General features: G+C 62.6%; 25 protein-coding genes. 20 read left to right on the forward strand and 5 right to left on the reverse strand.

Translation table 11 applies throughout. The annotated features are described in order from the left end of the window. Nucleotides 1-77: 77 nt before the first annotated feature. The gene (locus FQS62_RS06530) at nucleotides 78-428 is read right to left on the reverse strand and encodes a helix-turn-helix domain-containing protein (protein ID WP_076738325.1); all 351 of its coding nucleotides are present in this window, start codon (nucleotides 426-428) and stop codon (nucleotides 78-80) included. Nucleotides 429-859: 431 nt separating this feature from the next. Here FQS62_RS06530 and FQS62_RS06535 point away from each other — a divergent pair, with 431 nt between their 5' ends. The 13 genes from FQS62_RS06535 to FQS62_RS06595 all read left to right on the forward strand — a co-directional run bounded on the left by FQS62_RS06535 (nucleotide 860) and on the right by FQS62_RS06595 (nucleotide 8585). Further along, nucleotides 860-1459, forward strand: a complete 600-nt coding sequence (locus FQS62_RS06535; RefSeq protein ID WP_187143982.1) for a hypothetical protein — start codon at nucleotides 860-862, stop codon at nucleotides 1457-1459. Then, complete coding sequence (locus FQS62_RS06540) at nucleotides 1456-1818, forward strand: hypothetical protein (RefSeq protein ID WP_046272117.1); 363 nt, start codon at nucleotides 1456-1458, stop codon at nucleotides 1816-1818. The genes FQS62_RS06535 and FQS62_RS06540 overlap by 4 nt, the downstream gene beginning before the upstream one ends. A 59-nt stretch (nucleotides 1819-1877) precedes the next feature. Next, a complete protein-coding gene (locus FQS62_RS06545; protein WP_024956693.1) occupies nucleotides 1878-2360 on the forward strand; it encodes a hypothetical protein in 483 nt (160 codons plus the stop codon). A 293-nt stretch (nucleotides 2361-2653) separates the two neighbouring features. Next, a complete protein-coding gene (locus FQS62_RS06550; RefSeq protein WP_088475618.1) occupies nucleotides 2654-3058 on the forward strand; it encodes a hypothetical protein in 405 nt (134 codons plus the stop codon). Nucleotides 3059-3095: 37 nt separating this feature from the next. After that, nucleotides 3096-3371 (forward strand): hypothetical protein, encoded by a 276-nt coding sequence (locus FQS62_RS06555; protein WP_141098915.1) that lies wholly within the window; start codon nucleotides 3096-3098, stop codon nucleotides 3369-3371. Then, complete coding sequence (locus FQS62_RS06560; protein ID WP_049400425.1) at nucleotides 3368-3865, forward strand: hypothetical protein; 498 nt, start codon at nucleotides 3368-3370, stop codon at nucleotides 3863-3865. Before FQS62_RS06555 ends, FQS62_RS06560 begins: the two co-directional genes overlap by 4 nt. 38 nt (nucleotides 3866-3903) lie before the next feature. Further along, nucleotides 3904-4125: a hypothetical protein gene (locus tag FQS62_RS06565; RefSeq protein ID WP_024956690.1), complete on the forward strand. Its 222-nt coding sequence runs from the start codon at nucleotides 3904-3906 to the stop codon at nucleotides 4123-4125. Nucleotides 4126-4213: 88 nt separating this feature from the next. Beyond that, the gene (locus FQS62_RS06570; RefSeq protein ID WP_088475617.1) at nucleotides 4214-4498 is read left to right on the forward strand and encodes a hypothetical protein; all 285 of its coding nucleotides are present in this window, start codon (nucleotides 4214-4216) and stop codon (nucleotides 4496-4498) included. Continuing rightward, a complete protein-coding gene (locus FQS62_RS06575) occupies nucleotides 4491-4979 on the forward strand; it encodes an ankyrin repeat domain-containing protein (protein WP_099547440.1) in 489 nt (162 codons plus the stop codon). The genes FQS62_RS06570 and FQS62_RS06575 overlap by 8 nt, the downstream gene beginning before the upstream one ends. Nucleotides 4980-5338: 359 nt before the next feature. After that, nucleotides 5339-6124, forward strand: a complete 786-nt coding sequence (locus tag FQS62_RS06580; RefSeq protein ID WP_226053561.1) for a hypothetical protein — start codon at nucleotides 5339-5341, stop codon at nucleotides 6122-6124. Nucleotides 6125-6380: 256 nt separating this feature from the next. Further along, entirely contained in the window at nucleotides 6381-6821 is a 441-nt protein-coding gene (locus FQS62_RS06585) for a DUF6573 family protein (RefSeq protein ID WP_088475648.1), read from the forward strand. 88 nt (nucleotides 6822-6909) lie between these two features. Further along, entirely contained in the window at nucleotides 6910-7827 is a 918-nt protein-coding gene (locus tag FQS62_RS06590) for a hypothetical protein (RefSeq protein ID WP_049419584.1), read from the forward strand. After that, on the forward strand, nucleotides 7824-8585 hold the full coding sequence (locus tag FQS62_RS06595; RefSeq protein WP_080354593.1) for an AbiU2 domain-containing protein: 762 nt from the start codon (nucleotides 7824-7826) through the stop codon (nucleotides 8583-8585). The genes FQS62_RS06590 and FQS62_RS06595 overlap by 4 nt, the downstream gene beginning before the upstream one ends. 162 nt (nucleotides 8586-8747) lie before the next feature. On the opposite strand, the gene FQS62_RS06600 is transcribed toward FQS62_RS06595, so the two are convergent. Next, nucleotides 8748-10535: a type II secretion system protein gene (locus FQS62_RS06600; protein WP_208044151.1), complete on the reverse strand. Its 1788-nt coding sequence runs from the start codon at nucleotides 10533-10535 to the stop codon at nucleotides 8748-8750. Nucleotides 10536-10700: 165 nt separating this feature from the next. Here FQS62_RS06600 and FQS62_RS06605 point away from each other — a divergent pair, with 165 nt between their 5' ends. The 5 genes from FQS62_RS06605 (at nucleotide 10701) to FQS62_RS06625 (ending at nucleotide 13754) form a co-directional block, all read left to right on the forward strand. Further along, a complete protein-coding gene (locus FQS62_RS06605; RefSeq protein ID WP_158229327.1) occupies nucleotides 10701-10874 on the forward strand; it encodes a hypothetical protein in 174 nt (57 codons plus the stop codon). Continuing rightward, nucleotides 10865-11329, forward strand: coding sequence for a hypothetical protein (locus FQS62_RS06610; protein WP_049419586.1), 465 nt, complete (start codon nucleotides 10865-10867; stop codon nucleotides 11327-11329). The genes FQS62_RS06605 and FQS62_RS06610 overlap by 10 nt, the downstream gene beginning before the upstream one ends. Nucleotides 11330-11443: 114 nt before the next feature. Beyond that, on the forward strand, nucleotides 11444-12040 hold the full coding sequence (locus FQS62_RS06615) for an AAA family ATPase (protein ID WP_049419587.1): 597 nt from the start codon (nucleotides 11444-11446) through the stop codon (nucleotides 12038-12040). After that, nucleotides 12037-12645, forward strand: coding sequence for a hypothetical protein (locus FQS62_RS06620; protein ID WP_049419588.1), 609 nt, complete (start codon nucleotides 12037-12039; stop codon nucleotides 12643-12645). Before FQS62_RS06615 ends, FQS62_RS06620 begins: the two co-directional genes overlap by 4 nt. A 71-nt stretch (nucleotides 12646-12716) precedes the next feature. Further along, a complete protein-coding gene (locus FQS62_RS06625; RefSeq protein WP_226053563.1) occupies nucleotides 12717-13754 on the forward strand; it encodes a hypothetical protein in 1038 nt (345 codons plus the stop codon). Nucleotides 13755-13794: 40 nt separating this feature from the next. On the opposite strand, the gene FQS62_RS06630 is transcribed toward FQS62_RS06625, so the two are convergent. The 3 genes from FQS62_RS06630 to FQS62_RS06640 all read right to left on the reverse strand — a co-directional run bounded on the left by FQS62_RS06630 (nucleotide 13795) and on the right by FQS62_RS06640 (nucleotide 16053). Further along, nucleotides 13795-13941 (reverse strand): hypothetical protein, encoded by a 147-nt coding sequence (locus FQS62_RS06630; protein WP_157804755.1) that lies wholly within the window; start codon nucleotides 13939-13941, stop codon nucleotides 13795-13797. Between the two features lie 118 nt (nucleotides 13942-14059). Beyond that, entirely contained in the window at nucleotides 14060-14956 is an 897-nt protein-coding gene (locus tag FQS62_RS06635; protein ID WP_049419589.1) for an HNH endonuclease, read from the reverse strand. 5 nt (nucleotides 14957-14961) lie between these two features. Further along, nucleotides 14962-16053 carry an HNH endonuclease gene (locus FQS62_RS06640; RefSeq protein ID WP_049419590.1) on the reverse strand — a complete coding sequence of 364 codons (1092 nt, stop codon included), beginning with the start codon at nucleotides 16051-16053 and terminating at the stop codon, nucleotides 14962-14964. 765 nt (nucleotides 16054-16818) lie between these two features. On the opposite strand from FQS62_RS06640, the gene FQS62_RS06645 reads away from it, so the two are divergent. Both FQS62_RS06645 and FQS62_RS06650 read left to right on the forward strand, forming a co-directional pair. Beyond that, on the forward strand, nucleotides 16819-17220 hold the full coding sequence (locus tag FQS62_RS06645; protein WP_111207076.1) for a hypothetical protein: 402 nt from the start codon (nucleotides 16819-16821) through the stop codon (nucleotides 17218-17220). A gap of 28 nt (nucleotides 17221-17248) precedes the next feature. Further along, nucleotides 17249-17884 (forward strand): hypothetical protein, encoded by a 636-nt coding sequence (locus FQS62_RS06650; protein ID WP_088475701.1) that lies wholly within the window; start codon nucleotides 17249-17251, stop codon nucleotides 17882-17884. The last annotated feature ends 58 nt before the right edge of the window (nucleotides 17885-17942 follow it).

Below are 17942 nucleotides of genomic sequence, written 5' to 3' on the forward strand. Positions count from 1 at the left end.
GGCTCCGTCCGCTTGCCGCGCCAAAGGTTGGTGATCCATGTCCACATGGGGTCGATTCGTCCTTGTTCGCCGATGCCCTAGTCCTTGGTGGGCGACAACACTTTTTCGATGAGTGCGTTGCGCTTCTTCGCCGACAGCTCACCCAAAACGCCCAGCAGTTCGGCAAACCGTTCCTGCTGAGCCGCGCTCTGCTCGCCCAAAGCCAAGATCGCATCGGCCATCGCTGGGCTGGTCGCCAAAAGATAGGCTGGGGGCACCTCCAAGGCTTGGGCCAGCTCGAAGAGGGCTTCCAAGCTGATCGACATGCCCTCGGATTCATACCGAGAGATTCGGGCCGACGCCGTGTCCTTGTCCATCCCCATCCGCACTCCGACTTCGCGCTGGCTCAAGCCCCGCAGGACGCGGGCTTGGCGCAGACGCGCGGCCACCACGGCTCGGGGAGCGGGCGGGGCGGCGGTCACGGGCTGAACGGATGCAATGCAGGCATGCGGACAGGATGACCCAGAGGCTACGCCCCGGGTAGACTCTACGTGTCGCGTAAGTTGGCTGCAAGATCCCAAATCCATTGGTGGGAACAGGGGGTTCCATGAAGGGAGTTAGAAGGGCCGTGCTGACCGGGGCGTTTGCCCTGACTGCGGCGGCTGGAGCGCAGGCGCAATCGGGGACTGGATCGGATCTGCTTCGCCAAATCGGCCGAGCCATCCAAGGCACGCCCAAGGTGGTCAGTGATAGGGCAAGGAGCCCTTACGTCGAGCCGACCGGGACCTACTGGGACCTGGATCAGGACGTCTTGGAAGGGGCTCAGCACCTGCGGGCCGGGGTGACGGCTGTGGGTGGTGGCGGCGTGGACACTTGCGACATGCAGCTGCTCGCCATGGCCCATTCGTCCTATCGCATCGACGCCGACAAGCGCCAATGGTGCCTGAGGCAATGGTGGCTGATGGACACGAAGGCCCAGGGCGCCAACGGCATCTCAGGCGATGATCCGGCTGCCATCGAGCGCCGTTATGGCCCGGCTTTCGACGCGCGCCTGCAGCGCTTCAAGGCCATCCGACGGTTTGCCGTTCGTCCCACGTTCCAAGCCCTGGGCGATGTCGCCTATCGGGCCGACCGTGGCGTGCTGGAAGGATTCATCCCGATGCCTCAGGTGTCCGCGGCGGGACAAAGCGTCACCGGCAAGGGCTTTGTGCCGTGGGTTCACCGCACCTCCACGGGGGTGTCCAGCCCACCCAACGCCGGCCGCTTCCACCTGCTCATCCGAGTGGGCGCCCAAGAGGCCGCCAACTTGGCGCGACAAGGTCGCAGCTACCGAGACGATCTGGTGGTGTTCTCCGTCAACCGGGTCTGGGTGGAGGGCACGGTGCCGAAGATGGACGTGACGATAGAGAGGGTTCGGCTCGGATACCGCGACGAAACCATCGACGTTGATTTAACCCATACGCAAGGAGCACCGGCATGAAAGCAACCCACGTTTCCCTCGCCCTGATCACCGCAGGCTTGGCCGCCTGCAGCAGCAAGGCGGATTTGCCCACCATCGAACAAGTCGCCCACGCTTACGAGGCGCATGCCAACGCCAACCTTTCCAGCGAAATGGGCCAACGAATCGAGGTTTGGGGTTGGAAAGACCTCACCGCGGATTGCACCTCCAGTGGTCCCCAGCGGGCCACGTGCGTGACCGGTGGAACGCTGGACGTGGTCGGGTTCCAGGGCGGGCAGCAGTTGAAGCCCGATCCCGTTCCCGTGCCGTCGGCTTACGACTTCATCTTTGAGAAGCAACCCACAGGCTGGGTGCCGGTCGGAGCCCAGAAGAAGGGCTGACCTTGCCAAGGCGCGGAATCGCGCTATGCATTGAGGGAACACCACTTCAAGGAGGTCCCATGTCTTACAACGCTCACCACACCCCCGGCGGTCACATGCAGTGGGGCTTGCTGGCACCGGGCACCGTCATCCTCGGTGGTGCAGGCCTGCTGTTTCTTGCCGGAGCCCAAGAGATCGGCGAGAACATGGGCTACGGCTGGGAGGCCGGCCTGGCGGCCGCTGGTGGGGCAGCCGTGCTGCTCTTGCTGCTCCTGCTCTACGTGTTGAACTGGCGCGCGGCCCGCGTGCGCGCGGCTAGGGCCAGCGGGCTCCCGGTTTCGCCGCGCAAAGGTGGCTTTGGAAAGGGCGCCCTGGTGGGCTTGCTCTTCGTCGTTGCCCTGCAGCTGGTCAGCGTTGCCGTGGGCCTGCTCTACCCGGGCCTGGAAGAGGGCGAGCGAAACTTCTTCACCTCCGTGCCCCCGATGGCTCTGACGGCGCTCATGCCCGTGGCGCTGATCGTGGGTGGCATCGCAGGCAAGCTCTGGCGCTCCACCAGCCTGTAAGATCAGTCCATGTCCTTTGGGGCCCCGCGAGGGGGCCTTTTTTTTTTTCAAAGAACAAAGCCCAGAGCCACCGCCGGTCGCTTCGCGCCGGCTTCTGTAAAAGCGGTGGTGGGAAAAGAGCAGATGACGCCTTCGGCGCGAGAAGTGATGTTAGGAATAACTGCGGCCTTAGCTCCGCAGTTTTTGCTTTTAGTCAAGATTTTGTCCACCGAAACCGTGGACAAATTTTTATGGTGATCTACCTTGGATACATGGGAAGGCAATCGTGCCAACCGACAAACAAGGATCTCGCCATGAACCACGCGATGCTCATCACAAACGACACCATCACCATCAAGGAAGCTCACGAAGCTGCGCATGCCGCTGCCAGCACTTTGTTTGACCAGTTGTCTGGGTATACCTTTTCGACCGGCGCGGCGGGCTATCTCTATCCCGCGTTCCAGCCTTCCGTTGAAGACGCGCTGCTGGCTTTCCTGCTGAACCGCAATTCGGCAGAGCTGGGATGCGAAGACGACGAGCTGTTGGCTGACCAAACCGTCTCCGTCAACGTGGAGCGCCAAGAGGACGGGCAGCTCCTTTATGAGGTGGTGTTCGACATGGAAGGGTCGGATTACGGCACCAATTGCAAGGTCAAGGACCTGGCGACGCTGGACGAATGGTTCGATGAAGAATGGATCGGCGTGGAGTGCGCGGAGTAAGGCGTGCTGACAAAAACTGATCGCGTAAGAACAATTCATGTCCTTTGAGGCCCCGCGAGGGGCCTTTTTTGTGCAAAAAACCAACCGCCGGTCGCTTCGCGCAGGTTTCTGGAAAGCGGCGATGGAAGAAGCGCGGATGACGCCTTCGGCGCGAGAAGTGATGTTAGGAATAACTGCGGCCTTAGTTCCGCAGTTTTTGCTTTTAGTCAAAGTTTTGTCCACTCAAGCAGTGGACAAAATCATGGGGCGATCTACCTTGAGTTTGTGGATAGGCAATCGCGCCTTCCGGGAACCATCAAGGAAATCGACATGAAAATTCATCACCTCGTCAGCGACGGCAACCAAGCGGTCGCCATCACGCAATCGGCTTCGAGTGGCGGTGGCTACGCGCACCCGGTGAAGCTCTCCGCCATTCGCTTCAACGTGAAAGACGCCGAAGCGGTGCTCCAAGAACTCAACAAGTCTGGCCATCGTCATGAGAAGACGTTCGAAGTGATCGAGCGTTGGGACGCCGATGCTCGCAACCAAGGACCAAAGTCGAAGTTCGGTCGAACCCTTGCCGCCCTTGTGGATGAAGCGGGGGATCACCTGGAGGGGCAGGTGATCTACGAAGCCAAAGGCATGGAAGAGGGCACCGTGCGTGCGATCAACGCCGCAGCGAAGCAAGCCAGGCTTTCGCAGGTCCTTCCTGCTGCAGGCGGCCCGAGCATGGTCATCGGTGGGCAGGTCTGGAACCCACGGCAAGAGGCGCACAGCGAAGCTCCGGCGGCTGTCCTGGAAGCTCCTCGTCAGCGCGTGCGTCTGTAACCGCCGATCACCCACCAGCAAAAATCAGGAGATTCGACATGAACGTTCAAATTGCGGAAGCCATGAACAAAGCCAAAGACGACGCGGACCGCTACGGAATCCTTGCAGGGTTCGCCTCCTGCAACCGGGCCCTGCTTGAGAAGGGGGCCGCGCAAGAACTGGTGGACGCCCTGTATTTCGCCGGCGCTGCGATCAACCGTTGGCGTGCCATCGCGGTGGTCCGAGAGGCGGCCGCCAAGCCGTTGGACGCGGCGTCCTAAGCCGGAGCGCGACGTGCTTCAACCTGTCCCTTCCCCAAAACTTGTCACCCTTCCGTCCTCCCGGGGCTACTCCCGTGATTTGGAGCGCTTGCAGGCGGCCGCCGCGCGCGCGCAGGTCACCCGAAACGAAGCCGTGCGCCAAGTGCTCGCCATGTATGCCGCCCACCCTTACGCACTGAGCAAGCGTCGGCTGGGTGGGGAGAGGGACGTGCGCCTGGCCTACCTTCCGCTGCAGCGCAGCGTCTTGGAGGCGGTGGAGCAGGGCGCGGTGAACGCGGGGATTTCCACCGCAGAAGCGGTGCGCCAGATCATCCGGGACTACGTCCAAGGACATCTGCTTCGGAACCAGGTTCGGGGCAGCCGCCATGGGTGACCGCCGCCCACCACCGCCAGGAAGTCCGAGCGCTGAGCTGATTCACGCGTGCGTCGATGGAAGTCTTTTCCGCGCTCTACAGGCCCTGCGGCAGGGCGCCAACCCCAACGCATGGCGCCTCAACGAAGGTCCTGCGCTCCATTCCGCACTTGCCTGGCCCCGCATCGTCGAAGCCCTCCTGCAAGCTGGTGCGCACCCTCAAGAGAGGAACCACTGGTGCGAGCGCCCGCTGGAAAAGCTGGCGGCGGACTACCAGTTGAGCGACGACGCCGACGAGCGCAGCCGACTTGAGCAGACGGCGTTGCTGCTGTTGCGGCTGGGCGGCAACCCTCACCGGGGCAGCCCGTTCTGGAACACGCCATCGCTGAAGGCGGCGATGCCGCACGTGGTGGCCACGGTGGAAGCCGAACAACGCGCGGTCCACCTGAAGCAGGCATGGGCAGCCCGGGGAGGTGTCAGTGCAAAGCGGGCAAGGCTGTAGAGCCAAACGCCCAACGCCGCCACCGGTCGCTGCGCGCCGGCATCTGTAGAAGCAGTGGTGGAAAAGAGCAGGTGACGCCTTCGGCGCGAGAAGTGATGTTAGGAATAACTGCGGCCTTAGCTCCGCAGTTTTTACTTTTAGTCAAGATTTTGTCCACTACAACCGTGGACAAATTTCCAGGGCGATCTACCTTGGGATCAGGAAGAACGCAACGCTCTTCCCACCGACTGGAACCGCCGACATGACCCTTTCTCTTCTCGCCATCGCCGCCCCCATCGCCCTTCCTTTCAGCCTTTGGTTGGCCCAGCGCCTTGAACGCTGCATCGATCGTGCCCTTTGGGCGCACTGAGGGAAACGCCATGACCACGCGTGCCGCCCGCCACCGCTATTACGCATACGAGCGCCGCGATGGTTCTGTGTGTTACCTGCCAAAACTGTTGCACGAGGGGATTCAGCGCTACCCGCGAACGATCGCGCACTACCACCTGGTGCAGTGGTTGGGGGTGTCCAAGTTGCTCAGCAAAGACGAATACAAGCAAATGGCGTGGCTGGGTTCACAGCGGGGCACGCTCTGGCGTGGCTGGGTTCACAGCGAATTACGCTCCGAAACACCCATGATTCAACGCGTGCTGGTCTCACCGGCTGACACCCTGGCAGGGCAAAATGGTTTCATGACCCACGCTGCCGCTCCATCCACCCTTCAAGCCCCGGCCTACGGCCTGCTGCTCGGCCACACCGAGTGCCATTTCTGCCACGCGCCGACGCCCACCGCCGCGATCTGGGTGCCCTCGTTCGAGGAGCACGACGACGAGGGCCTGGTGGATCAGGGGGAGGGTGCCGTGTTGCGCTACATCGAGCGTTTGGACGAGAACACTGCCGCTTTCGTGGCGGGCCACGCGCCCTGGCTTCGCTTCGACGCCACCCGGACGTCCGGGCAAACCTACTTGGCCCACCATTGCACCACCTGCGGGGCCCTTCAAGGGGACCACTTCGTGTTTTCGCCGGATGGTCCCTACTGGCCCCAGAACGACGTCGAGCTTGCACGCCTGACGTTTGTCCAGGGCCTTGGCCCGCTCACCGCTCAAGCATCGGCAGGACAGAGCGCCTGGATGGACCGGGTCCCTCTGACCTGCACGCAGGCCTGACGGCCTCCCCAAGTTCAACCCGGTGTGCCGCCGGCGGCACGCCATTCAAGCCCCTTGCGCTCCGCGCGGCCCCATCGCCCGGCTCTCCGGTCAAGGGTCATTCCAGGGCCCGTGTCCTCGCTCCGCTGCGGGCCGCGCCAGCCCTTCCATTTCCTCCCTTGACCGCGCCGAGCGGTGGGGCGGTGGGTTTTCCATTCCAGGACATCCGGACCGGATGCCCTGGACCGGGCCATTACTCACCAGCGAGGTGCGCTCCATGTTTGACGAATTCGACCTTATCCATTCCTACACCCGCGCCCAGGCGATCGACGACGGCGTCCTGGTGGACGTGTCCGACGTGGCCAAAGAAGCCGGTTTCAAGTTGCCCGTGGCCATCACCCGCGCTGCGTGGGCACGCTACGTCGAAGTGCCCAGAGGGTTGGAACTGCGCGGCCAGTCGGTGGACGGCCGGCTCTGGGATGTGCTTTTCATGCTCCACGTCGCCATCAAGCGGCAACAGGGCAACGGTTCGGAGATCCACTACCAGCTCCACGTGGCCCTGCCGGATGCCGGCGACTGGTTGTCGAACGAAGCCCACCCGGAGGCCGGGTCTGGCCTGACGCGGTTGACCCATCGCCTTGTCACCTTGAAAGCACTGTGCGGGCCCGGGGACGCCCTGGAGCCGGTGGTCACCATCATGCTGCCCAACGAGGATTGAGAACGGAGGGGGCAGGACACCGGCCTTCATCGTTTTCCCGTGCTGGTCCCGCCGCTACCATGGTGGGATGACAGGGGAGGGGTAGGGGATGGAAAAGTTTGATTGGTCGAAGGTGGAGTTTGCACGCACGCCCTGGCGAAGCCGGGTTATCCCTGACGCGTTGCCGATCCTCATCCGGTGGGCGCAGGAGGGCGAAGCTCATTCCTACAGCGACCTGGCCCAAGAGCTGCACGACACCTTCGGACACGAGATCAAACCCCGCAAGGACCTCTACGGCACCGTCGCCGGGGGAGTGGCCCAAGCGCTCCAGTGGTTGAGCGAGCAGTGGAAGGAGCCCATCCCACCCCTCCATGCAATCGTCGTCAACAAGAACACGAAACACCCTGGCGAGGGTGCCATAACTATTTCGCCGGCCTACTTCGCGGGCAAGAAGTTGGACACCGAGGAAGAGCGCCGCGCGCACTTGCGAGAGGCGATGGAAGACGTTTTCACCTATCCCAATTGGGACCGGGTCGCCCACGCTCTGGGAGCTACCATGCTGACCCCGTCCGCCGGGGCGGTTGAAGAGGTGGCAGCGGATGCGCCTCTTCCCCTTCCTAAAGTCCAGGAGGGTGGCAGGCCAGAAAGCGATGAGCACAAAGCGTTGAAGGCGTGGGTGGCCAGCCATCCCGAAGAGTTCGTGGACTTTGGGAGCTTCCCCACGGGGAGCAACGAGAAGTTGTTGAGCTCGGGTGACCGACTGGACGCGCATTTCGATAACGGAAGACATCGCCTGGCGGTGGAAGTTAAAACCAGCAAGTGCTCGGAGGACGAGCTCCAGCGAGGCGTCTATCAAGCGGTGAAATACCGCGCCGTTCTCCGGGCCGAGCAGAAGGCGATCCGCCACGTGCCCAACGGGGAGGCGGTGCTGGTGTGCACGCGCGCTCCGAACGTGGAAACCCGGGCGCTCATCAAGCGGCTGCAGGTGCGGTTCCAGCAGGTGCCGCTGGAGGCGGAGCAAAAATGAAGCCTCAGGAACTGGAACAACGTATTCGCCAAATCGATGGATTCGTTCGGGTGCTCACGCAGGAGTGCCACATCCTCGACGAGCGCCGGCACATTCTGTCCCCACTCATTCAAGACCCCGAGATTCAGGCAGGGCTGAAAGCCAAGCTGGACAAGACGCCGGGTGCCAATGCCTGGAACCACCTGGCGCCGCTTCTTGGACAAGACCTGGTGCGCGATCAGTCACGGCTTTTTCTGGATAACGATCCCAGGTCGGGTAGCCTGACCAACCTGTGGAGAAAGCTGCAAGCAGATCCAGCCATCAAGGAGCACTACCGGGAGCGCTACGGGCACATGTTCGATCACTTCCACGATGAACCGATCAGTGACCTGCCGCCCGAAAGCACGGCTGTTTTCCAGGAGAAGTTCAGACAGAGCGATCGGGACGAGAACTACTCGCGCTTCGATAGTGGCTGGGAAAAGGTCTCCGCTGCTATGGCGCTCTTGATGGCCGACCCAGTGGCTGAGAAGATCAAAACGCTCCGGGACAAGCACCACGCCCACCTGGAAATGCGCAAGCTGGACGAGGAGCCTGGCGCGTTTGACATCAACACGCTTGGGTTGACCTTCAATGAGGTCTTGGCTTTTGGCGATCGCTGTCAGGCCATCGTGGCAGAGCTGGGGCTGCTGCTGACCGGGACCAGCTGGGATCCACAGCAATACGCATCGGTTCACGAAGCCCAGGGCAAGGCGATGTGGAAAACCTTGGCTGGGGTTTGACTTCGAGGCACAACAGCGAAGAGCCCAGAAGCCGCCGCAGGTGGCCAAGCCACCTGCCTTCTGAAAAGCACGCTTGGTGCGAGGGCATTGCCTCCGGTCGGTTTTGGAGATCCGAAGCTTTGCCACTTCGAACGTGAGGGATGCCCCCCGCCTTCTTTGCCGTCAGGGGCATTTGAATTCAAAGCCCACCCAGTCGCTCGCTCCCAGGTCTTGCCAGTAGAACCGTGCGCCTGGACCCACGACGCTGCACGAGCAAGCCGCCGGCCAAACCGCGGTGCCGGGGTGGTTGACGAAGCCGTAACCTGGCATCGGAGTTAAGTTGGCGCGCAGCGCGTAGACACAGGCTTCCAAAGCCGGTGTTGGGCGGGTCACGCCAGGTGGCTCTGGCGTAAACGTGGGGGTGTCGTTCGTTTCGTATTGCCAAGTGCATGCCAACGAGGTGGCTTGAAGCTCGGCCAGGGTCCGGGGAGCGTTGCAGAAGATCGCCCAGCCGTAGTGCCCTCCGTCTCCCCACGAATGCCAAGATCGCCCGGTGTATTCGGGAAACGTCGGAGGTGGTGCGTTGGGGGTGCATGTATTGGCCTCGTTGCGACGAACCCCCGTCTCCGCCCAATTTGTCCAAGTGGTGAACGTCGGGCTGGGCAGCGACCACGTGGTGGCTGGGCAGTTGTATGACCCGGTCCTCGTCCGCCGCTGCTCGGCCTGCCACGTGTGCGATCCAATTTGGCCTGCCGGGCAAGCGGCCGCCGTGGTGATCCACTGGGTTTCGGCTTGTGGGAAAGGCGCTGGGCAAGCCGTGCAGGTGGTATTGGTTTGCGTCCAGGCGTTCCACGAGCCGGTGCCCGTGCATGAGAAGATCCGCTGCTGGCCGATCGCGCCAAACTGACCGGCAGGGCATCCAACGTTGCGCGTTTCGGGAGCAGGGCACGGCGCGCAGGTGCTGTTGGTCGTGGTCCAACTGCCGGCCGTCGTGGAGCCAGCCCACGCCTCGTAAACGCTCGGATCGGTTCCGCAGTGGTGACGGCGGTTCTGGAACACCTGGCCCACTTGGCCCAATGGGCAGTTGATGGTTCGGTTCTCGCTCCACTCCTGACACGGCGGCACCGTGCTTGTCGGCGGCGGCGTGACCGGCGGTGACGTGGGCGGGGCCGGAGGCGTCACGCTCACCGGAGGAGCGGGCGGAGTGGTCGGTGGGGGTGTAGCAGGTGGGGCGCTAGGCGGCGGGGCGGATGGTGGCGACACCGGCGTGGAAGGCGCGACCGGCCCCACGGGCCCTACTGGGGTTCCCACGGGTGGAGAAACGGGCGGGGTGACCGAGGGGGTGACGGGTGGCAACACCAGCGGCGATCCGGTCCATTCGCCCCCCAACAATCCGCTGTGGTAGACGAAGACCACGCGCGATTTGTCCGCACACGTGCTACCCAGCAACCCCACGTCGAGCTGGCCGCCGGTGTTTCGAATCACCGACACGTCCGACACCTGCGCGTCCCACACCCCGCCCGCGTTGGCCGCGACCAGGTCCACGCACGCTTGGCGAGGAAGGCCGGCGTAGCTGACGGAGAACGAATCCCCGAAGCGTTCGACGGTGTAGGACTGGACGTTCACTGCGCCGCCCCACGCGTTGGTCAAGACGCTTTCCCCGACGCCGAGTTGGGATTCGGGGGCCAAACCATCGACCACTATGGCCGTGGTGCTCACCCCGCGGAACGTCCCCACCATCCCAAAACTGCTCTCGATGCGTCGGGACAGCTCGCGCAGGTTGCGCGTTTCGCTGGCGAGCTTGGCCTTTGCATCGACCTGCCCGAAGAACAGGAACATCGCGCCCGTGGCGGCGGTCACAACGCCCAGCGCCAGCAAGGTCTCGGTGAGGGTGAAGCCCAGCGCGCTGCGCACGCCCTTGGAAAGGCGGGTGAGGGTAGGCGAGCAGCGGGGGCGGGTCGTGTGCGTCATGCATTCAGCATGCGATGCACCTGGGATTCCGCAAGCCCCTGTTTTTAGTCAAAAAAAGTTGGATTTTTCATCTTGACATTGCGTGGTGGTCTGGTTGCATGGGGTTAAGGGAGTGGGGCGACCTACTCACGAAGACCGCTTTAAATAACCCAAGAGACCGTCGCCATGATTGAAAGCCCCACCCGCTCGGCCCGCCCCATCGCTGGCCTTCCTTTCGCGCACATCCCTCCCACGGTTCCCGCGTTCCTGCCCGAAGGCAAGCTTCGCCGGCAAGCCCGCCTGGCGCGCGAGCAACGCCACTTCGAGCGCCAGCTGCGCAAGGAGCTGAAATGGAAATGACCACCGACCGGCGTGCTCAGCGGCTTCTGGATGCCATCGAGCACCGCAACACACAGGCTTTGAAGAGAACCATTGCGGCCATCCGCGAGGCACGTCTGAAGGCGTGGAGGGGCCTGACGGCTTTCCCGTCCTTGGACCACCCGGTGGGGCCCAACGGAATCACCGCTTTCCACGTCGCTTGCATGGCGTGGCACGTGAACCAGGATGACCCGGCCAAGCGGCAGTGCTACGACAAGATGGCCGGATTGCTGGCCGAAGCAGGGGCGGACGTGTTCGCGGAGTTCGGTCCGGCAAAACAACGCTGGACGATCATCGAAGCACTGCATGGCGCTGCGCCACCGTCTGTCAAAGCATGGATGGCCTCTCAGCCGTTCGATCTGCATTGCTCGGCGTCAAACACCGCCCACACGCTGCGGTGGGACTGCCGTCGTCCAGCCGCCTTGTCGGAAGGATAGAAAAGAATCCAAGGGCTGAACGGCCCGAAAGGGTTGCAAAAACATACACTTGCGCAATGGCAGCGTCGGGGTAGATTCGGAGGGAACCCCTATCTACTCACGAAAGGATGCCCTATGCGACTGTGCAACTTCTCACTCAAGGGTGGCGTCGGCCGCACGACGCTGGCCCTGAATCTAGCCGGGTGCTATGCCCGTGACCCCAGCCTGCGTGTGCTGGTCAATGACCGGGACCCCCAAGGCGGGGCCTGCGCGTTTGCCTCACTGTCGGACGAAACACCGTTCAGTGTCGGGCGATCGCGCTCCCCTGGCTTCGACGTGGAGATCACCGACACCCCGCCGCGTCTGCCGGACAACGAAGTGATCCCCGAGGCCGATCTCTACCTGGTGCCCACGTTGCTCGATGGGGCCAGCTTTCTCATCTTCCTGCGAACCGTGGATGTGCTTGAAAAGAAGGGAAAGCGTTACCTGCCCATCGCCAACCGGACCAACGAGAAGCGGGCAGCCCATCGCCGCCGCCTGGAGCACCCCAAGATGTCGGGCGCTATCCTGGTGCGGGATCGTGCGTTGTTTGCGGACTGCTACGAGGAGGGAAAGACCGTGTTCGACGCCAACGGCCGCTGGGCCCGGGTGGCCCAGGAGGAGATTCACGCCCTGGCTGTCCGGGTGCGCGATACCTTGGCCGCTGGTGCAGGCCGGAGGGCTGCGGCATGATGGAGCTTCCCTTGGTTTCCCTCCCAGACCTACCCATGGCCACTCGCAAAGCTCCTGCCAAGAAGGCTGCCACGAAGAAGGCCGTCAAGCGCACCTTGGATGACGTCAAGGACGTGACCCATGCCAAGCCCCGCCGGGCCAGCAAAGCGGCAAGCGTTCCGATTGCCCGCATCCCGGAGCACCTGTTGCTGGGGCCGGGCGACTACCCGGAGCGCAAGTCCTACTTTGACTACGACGACAGCCAGAAGGCGGGAAGCGTGGGAGGCAAGCGGGTTCACATGGTCATGCCCCGATCGGTCACCCTGCACGACTACCGCCGTCGGGAGGACGGGCTGCGCCACCACCGGGCCATGGTGACGATCCCGCCAAAGCTCCGCGAGAACATCGCCAAGCTGTTTGGCTTTGACGATTCGGAGGACGCCGGCAGTGAAGTCGCGTTGACCACCGCCATGGTGGCGTTGGCCGACTACGCGGCCGCGTCGCTCATTAAGGACAAGACGCTGTTGATCGTGAGCTCGCCCGAGGACGAACACGCGGAGGACCGCAAGGCCGCCAGGGTGGCGGTGCGGAATCTGGGGATGAGCAAGAACGGAAAGATCTACTGAGCGTGGCACTTGGCCCTCTGACTGCTGATCAAGAGCACGCCATTTGGGCCAAAATCTGGCGCGTCCCAGGCATGACGGCTCAACCGCTGACCGGTTGGCTGCTTCACTCGACGGGAATCTGGGCAGACAAGCGCACGCTTTCCGATCGGTTAATCAAGATTTTTAAGGTGTCCGCCAAAACTTGGGAGGCTGGGATTCCGCGCAGGCCTAAGAAGCGGCAGCAGGTCTGTGATGGCCTGGTTGCTTACGTCCGGCAAAGCCACGCTGAGCTGATGCCGGAGTGTGCGGAGCGCCAAGCCCGTGCGATGGAGCGAGGTGCACGCGCTCTGTCCGAACATCCAACGCTCCCCCCGTGTAACTTCTTCCACCACACGCTTGGTATCGCAGGCGGAGATAGGCTGGAAGCACTGGCGGTTGCATTCGACGAGGTTTCCGCCGACGTCCTGCATGGGCGGTTGTCCAGGGACAGTATGTCAGCGGCAGTGGTCAAAGCGGCAGCAGAAGTGGTTGGACTGCCCGCGGGAGCTATGCAGCCGGATAGTCGGCTGGATCCAGGCTTGGATGCGTTGCTCCTGCTATTGGCTCAGATGGATCACGACCTCACCACTCCTCTGATGGCTAACGCGGGTGAGATCAACAGCTTGGTGGCACTGTTGATTGATGCGCCTGGGAGTGGGGCGAGGAAGCGGGTTCAGCACCGACTTTTGGACATCTATTACGCCCTGGCGCTTGCTGCGGCCGGGCGTGACCTGCCAGAGAGCTTGCCGAAGGTCCGAGAGATTGAGGGCGTGCTCATGGGCGGCCCGCCCGAATCCGGTGGCCAGTCCTGGGTGGTGCGTTGGCGCAATGGAACCAAAGCGCTTCGAGAAGAGGATGTGCTATCGGTGATCGCGCATGTCGGACACTCTACGGGGAAAGACGTGTCATGGACGATGCGACGTCTCTATGTCGCCGCCCAAGCTTGGGGACGGGTGGAAGAGCAGGGTGTGGAGGCAGTAATGCTGGCCGGTGAGCGCTACAACCAATGGTGGAACGCTCTGTGCAACCAGGGGCGGGTGAAGACCCCATGGGTCCAACCCTACTGGTCCCAGTTCTCGCAAAGCAGGTGATGAAGCGGCTCCCCTCATTTCGAGGTAAAGCCGCCATGGCTCACTTGCCGTTCCGCTTCGCAACAACTGAGGCTGCTTTGGCCTTGAACGCACGTTGTTGAGGAGAGGGGTTGGGTTGGCGATCCACCGCGCTTTGGATGCGTCGCTGGGCGGCCTGTGTCATTGGGGTCTTCTTGCTGCTGCTCATTGTGTTCTCCTTCCAGGAGGCTGGGTGAGCGGTCAGCCTAGAAGGGAGAGCCAGGACAGTTGGTTAGAAATCTTGGGAGTTTGATCAGCTCCTGAGACATCAGGGCCAAGACAGGGTTTCACTTCAGTAGGGACGTGTTGCTCAACTCGGATGACTCGTGCCCATTCAGCCTCTTTCTCAGCGCCTCCTTGGACATCTTGGGCGGGGCGTTCAGCGTGAGCTCCTTTCCGTCCAACGAACGGTAGAACGGATCGTCTACCCCAGAGCTGACGTAAACGACCAGGTCCGGCCCGATGGTCAACAGGCCTGCATCGAACAGCGCGTGTATGTCCTTTCGTAGCAATAGGCCGTTGTTCAGAGCGTTGGTGGAAGCTCCGTTGTAAGGGACGATGTGAGCGGCGTCGATAACGCTGGCCAGGGCGGTCCCGGTGACCATGCACACCGCTCCATAGTGAGCGACTAGGCGCTTGCGAAACTCGGCCTGGCCCTCTCGGATCACCCGGAGGACCTGCTCCATTCGCTTTCCCTCTGCTGCGACAGCATCAGGAGCCGGCGGCAGTGGCTTTTCTAGCCTTAATCGCCCGCTCTCCTCAAGGACGCCCTGAAGGGCTTGGATCACATCGTGACTGAAAAGCTCCGATGCCGAGCGCAACTGAAGGTCAATCCCGGACCGGTGCCGGATGTGCGCCAACAGAAGGGCGGCGTCCTCCACATACTTGAGTTTCTTTTCGCGCATGCTCCAAAGTTGGTTCAGCTCGCCCAAGCTCAAGACCTTTAGCGCTGACCTAACATCACGGCTGCTCATCCGGAGGTGGCTCAGCCCTTTTTGCAGGTGTTGACGAACCAGGTATTCCTCCAGCTCCGGCGGGTTTCCATCTTCGTTATCGCGAATGGTGAACAGGCTGCTGAAAGGCTTGTTAAATTGCTCCTTCCACTTCTTCTTTCGCCGCTGAGGCTTCGACGGGCTCCGGTTAGCCTTACTGTCGCTTCCCTTGTCCTGATCCTTTTCGTCCATGTCGGTCAATTGGTTGTCTGAGCTTGCCTCAATGGTAAGGGATACCTGGTGTCCGGGCGCCCCTTCGGCTGGCGCTTGCGGGCTTTCAACCACGCCGCCGCCAGATCGTCCACGTCGGCCTGCAGCGCGGACCGTTCCCCAGGCAGCCATGCCCTCAACGTCCCACTGGCCACCCCAGCGTCCCGGTTCGCTAAACGGCGCCGGGCATTGAGCCACTGTGCCTTGATTTCCTCCTGACGAGCGGCTTGGCGCTGTGTCCGCATGCGAACCGCGTTGGGCTTGTCGCTGTAAGCCGGAATGTGGTCTTTGGCCTGGCTAGGCCACGGTGCTTCGTGCGTGCCCTGTCGCCGCAGTCGGATCTGGCGCAGGCTTGGATACCGGGCCATCCACCGGTTCTCAAAGGAGCGGTCGGAAGGAGTGTCAGTCCCCAGATGCAGGGGGACGACCAACGCGTGGAGGGCGATCAGTTGCCACACCGCCGATTGAAAAACATCCTCGGTCAACCGGAAGGCCACCACCTCGGGGTGTTCCAGCCATTCGCCTTGGTGCACGTTGCGCAAGAGCGCGGCCAAGTCGTTTCGCGTCAGATGGGCACGGTGGGCCAGTGGCCACCCCACTATCCAGCCGTCCGAATGCCTCTGGGCGTGAACGACGAACCGGGGGTGTATCCAGCGCTCTTGGAGCTGGGCAAGGACGGTGGCTGGCTTGGCAAAGCGCCCCACCTCGACCAGGTGGTTGTCGGAGCGCTGGAGGACAAGCAGCCGGTCGGCCAGCAGGGCGTCCAAGGGTTCTGGTGGCAGCCGCTGGCTCAACTCGGGCCAGGCCAACAGGTCTCGGCTGCCGCGTTCAGCGATGCAGCGTTTGCAGGCCATGAGCAGATTTTCGGTGTCCGCCGGGCCGCCCTGGTTCAACGGAACGAGGGGTGAAAGCCCCCACGAATGGCGATGATCCACGTTCAAAGGGGCGGTGCAGAAAGCGCACGCGGGGTTCTCAGAGCGGCGGGCCACGTCCAGCGCCCAGCGTGGGGTGGCAGGCCCACGGGCGGCATGGAAGGCCAGCACGCGACGGGCAAACGCGTCCAGGTCAGCGGTGTTCATGAGAGCACTCCTGAAACGAAAGCAGGTGGATCATTGATGGGCCAATGGCGGTGAATGAAGGCCATGGCGCGCACCCTCGCTTGACTAAAACGAAATGCGGCGAGGGATCTGCGATTTCCTTCCAGGGGTTCTTTGGCTCCCCACTTGTGATTCGGGAAACGCGCTGTGGGTGTATCCAAGGGCACTGCACACGTTTGACTAAAACCAATGTGATTTGGGTTTCTTGGGGCGTGCTGCGGGTGGGCGAGGGCAACCTGTCCTGGGGATTGGGGGCAATGCGAAACGGTGGGCTGGAAAACTCCGCACGGATTCCCGGGGTGGGGCATCGGTGGGCGTGAGGGGTGGAAGAGCGGGAGCGTTGCGTGGGCATGGCGTGGGTGGTGGTCCTGTGGGGCGAGGGGGCGTAGACCACCAATAGCGCACCTGGGGCAACACGCAAGGGGCCGCCGAAAAGCAACTGCAAGAGCCCAACGTGGGTGGAAGCAATGTCGGCAGTGGCAGAGAAGCAGGAGCCCGGACGGTTCCCCAGAGTCGTCATACACATGACGCACTGAAGTGGGAGTGCGTTTTTCGCCCAAGAATCGCTGTAACGCCAGCCGAAACCTCAATGCAATCAAGGCCTGACCATGTCACCACCGAATGGAGACAGTGTCAGTGCTTGTTAGCTCGTTTGGCCCATGTTTTTCAGGCTCCTGACGTGGGGCCTTGCCAACTCCGAGATTCGCGGTATCGGTGGAGTAATCCCGAAACGGAGTTACTCGACCGATGGCGTTCGTTCGTCAAAACGTAAACCTCGACCCTCGGCAACTGAAACTTGCTCAGCGGCTCGCCCGTGAATCGGGCAGCGCGTTCAGCGCCTACGTGCGAGAGGCGCTGGAGCGACACAACACCGCCACGTCAGTGGTGAGCGTGTTGGAGAACGCCAACGCTCAGCTGGAGCGCCTCATCGACGATCTGCGGGAAGAGAACGCGCTGTTCCGGAGTGCGCTCCAAGAAGACCTGCGGCGGTTGCGAGACGAAACGAAGGCGGAGCAGGACAGCGCCATTCAGCGCTACGAAGAAGCGCTTCGCAAGGTCGTGACGGCGGCCCTCTCGCAACCCTCTCCAAAAGGTCCTGGTGCGGCCAAGGTGCCCGCAACCGGACCCATGACTGCTCCACGCACCTAACTTTCCCCCACAGCAGGAGATCCATCCCATGAAACGTTTTTCCCTTCCTCTCACTCTCTGCCTGGCGGCGTTCATGCCGCTTCAGGTTTCCGCCCAGGCCGCCCCTGATGCGGTCCATGCCGCGGAGGACGATGGCAAGCCCAAGGCCGACAAGAAGCGTCTGTTCAAAGCCGGTGGCATCGGTTGCGTGGCCGGCGGAGCCATCGCCTTGCTCACGGGCAAGAAAGACAAGGCCTTGGGCGCTTGCGCCGCCGGTGCTGCCGTGGGTGCTTCGGCGTCTTACGTGACGCAGCAGCGGGAGCACGCCGAGCAGGCCGCCGACGCCGCCCGTGCGGCTGGCATGAAGGCCGAAGTGGTCACCAAGACCGAAACCGTGGAAGGCAAGCAGGAAGCCGTCCTAGATTCGTTGCGTTTGAACTACAACCCCGCCGACATGAAGCGGTTGGACAGCGACACCCGGGCCTTCCTCGACAAGTTCGCGGGTCTGTTGAACAAGTCCAGCAACGGGTTGACGGTGGTGTTCCAAGGCGCCGACAAGGCCGCCTGCCAGGTGCCCATCGTTGAGCTGGCCAAGCGTGGCGCGCTGTCCAAGGTCACGGTGGACGACCGCTGCGGCAGCGGTGAGCCCGTGATCGTCGTTACCCCGGTGCCTGACGTCCGGTGATCTCAGTGCCCGGGTGTCGATCGATGCTCGGGCTTCCTTCCCCCTTCCGAGGAGCCCA

It is taken from the genome of Stenotrophomonas sp. SBJS02 (genome assembly GCF_020428325.2).
GTDB lineage: Bacteria > Pseudomonadota > Gammaproteobacteria > Xanthomonadales > Xanthomonadaceae > Stenotrophomonas > Stenotrophomonas africana.

Coding starts and splice junctions, on each gene's coding strand:
- FQS62_RS06535 (WP_187143982.1), top strand. CDS start 860: ATGCAGCTGCTCGCCATGGCCCATTCGTCCTATCGCATCGACGCCGAC.
- FQS62_RS06540 (WP_046272117.1), top strand. CDS start 1,456: ATGAAAGCAACCCACGTTTCCCTCGCCCTGATCACCGCAGGCTTGGCC.
- FQS62_RS06545 (WP_024956693.1), top strand. CDS start 1,878: ATGTCTTACAACGCTCACCACACCCCCGGCGGTCACATGCAGTGGGGC.
- FQS62_RS06550 (WP_088475618.1), top strand. CDS start 2,654: ATGAACCACGCGATGCTCATCACAAACGACACCATCACCATCAAGGAA.
- FQS62_RS06555 (WP_141098915.1), top strand. CDS start 3,096: ATGTCCTTTGAGGCCCCGCGAGGGGCCTTTTTTGTGCAAAAAACCAAC.
- FQS62_RS06560 (WP_049400425.1), top strand. CDS start 3,368: ATGAAAATTCATCACCTCGTCAGCGACGGCAACCAAGCGGTCGCCATC.
- FQS62_RS06565 (WP_024956690.1), top strand. CDS start 3,904: ATGAACGTTCAAATTGCGGAAGCCATGAACAAAGCCAAAGACGACGCG.
- FQS62_RS06575 (WP_099547440.1), top strand. CDS start 4,491: ATGGGTGACCGCCGCCCACCACCGCCAGGAAGTCCGAGCGCTGAGCTG.
- FQS62_RS06580 (WP_226053561.1), top strand. CDS start 5,339: ATGACCACGCGTGCCGCCCGCCACCGCTATTACGCATACGAGCGCCGC.
- FQS62_RS06585 (WP_088475648.1), top strand. CDS start 6,381: ATGTTTGACGAATTCGACCTTATCCATTCCTACACCCGCGCCCAGGCG.
- FQS62_RS06590 (WP_049419584.1), top strand. CDS start 6,910: ATGGAAAAGTTTGATTGGTCGAAGGTGGAGTTTGCACGCACGCCCTGG.
- FQS62_RS06595 (WP_080354593.1), top strand. CDS start 7,824: ATGAAGCCTCAGGAACTGGAACAACGTATTCGCCAAATCGATGGATTC.
- FQS62_RS06600 (WP_208044151.1), bottom strand. CDS start 10,535: ATGACGCACACGACCCGCCCCCGCTGCTCGCCTACCCTCACCCGCCTT.
- FQS62_RS06605 (WP_158229327.1), top strand. CDS start 10,701: ATGATTGAAAGCCCCACCCGCTCGGCCCGCCCCATCGCTGGCCTTCCT.
- FQS62_RS06610 (WP_049419586.1), top strand. CDS start 10,865: ATGGAAATGACCACCGACCGGCGTGCTCAGCGGCTTCTGGATGCCATC.
- FQS62_RS06615 (WP_049419587.1), top strand. CDS start 11,444: ATGCGACTGTGCAACTTCTCACTCAAGGGTGGCGTCGGCCGCACGACG.
- FQS62_RS06620 (WP_049419588.1), top strand. CDS start 12,037: ATGATGGAGCTTCCCTTGGTTTCCCTCCCAGACCTACCCATGGCCACT.
- FQS62_RS06625 (WP_226053563.1), top strand. CDS start 12,717: ATGACGGCTCAACCGCTGACCGGTTGGCTGCTTCACTCGACGGGAATC.
- FQS62_RS06630 (WP_157804755.1), bottom strand. CDS start 13,941: ATGAGCAGCAGCAAGAAGACCCCAATGACACAGGCCGCCCAGCGACGC.
- FQS62_RS06635 (WP_049419589.1), bottom strand. CDS start 14,956: ATGGACGAAAAGGATCAGGACAAGGGAAGCGACAGTAAGGCTAACCGG.
- FQS62_RS06640 (WP_049419590.1), bottom strand. CDS start 16,053: ATGAACACCGCTGACCTGGACGCGTTTGCCCGTCGCGTGCTGGCCTTC.
- FQS62_RS06645 (WP_111207076.1), top strand. CDS start 16,819: ATGGCGTTCGTTCGTCAAAACGTAAACCTCGACCCTCGGCAACTGAAA.
- FQS62_RS06650 (WP_088475701.1), top strand. CDS start 17,249: ATGAAACGTTTTTCCCTTCCTCTCACTCTCTGCCTGGCGGCGTTCATG.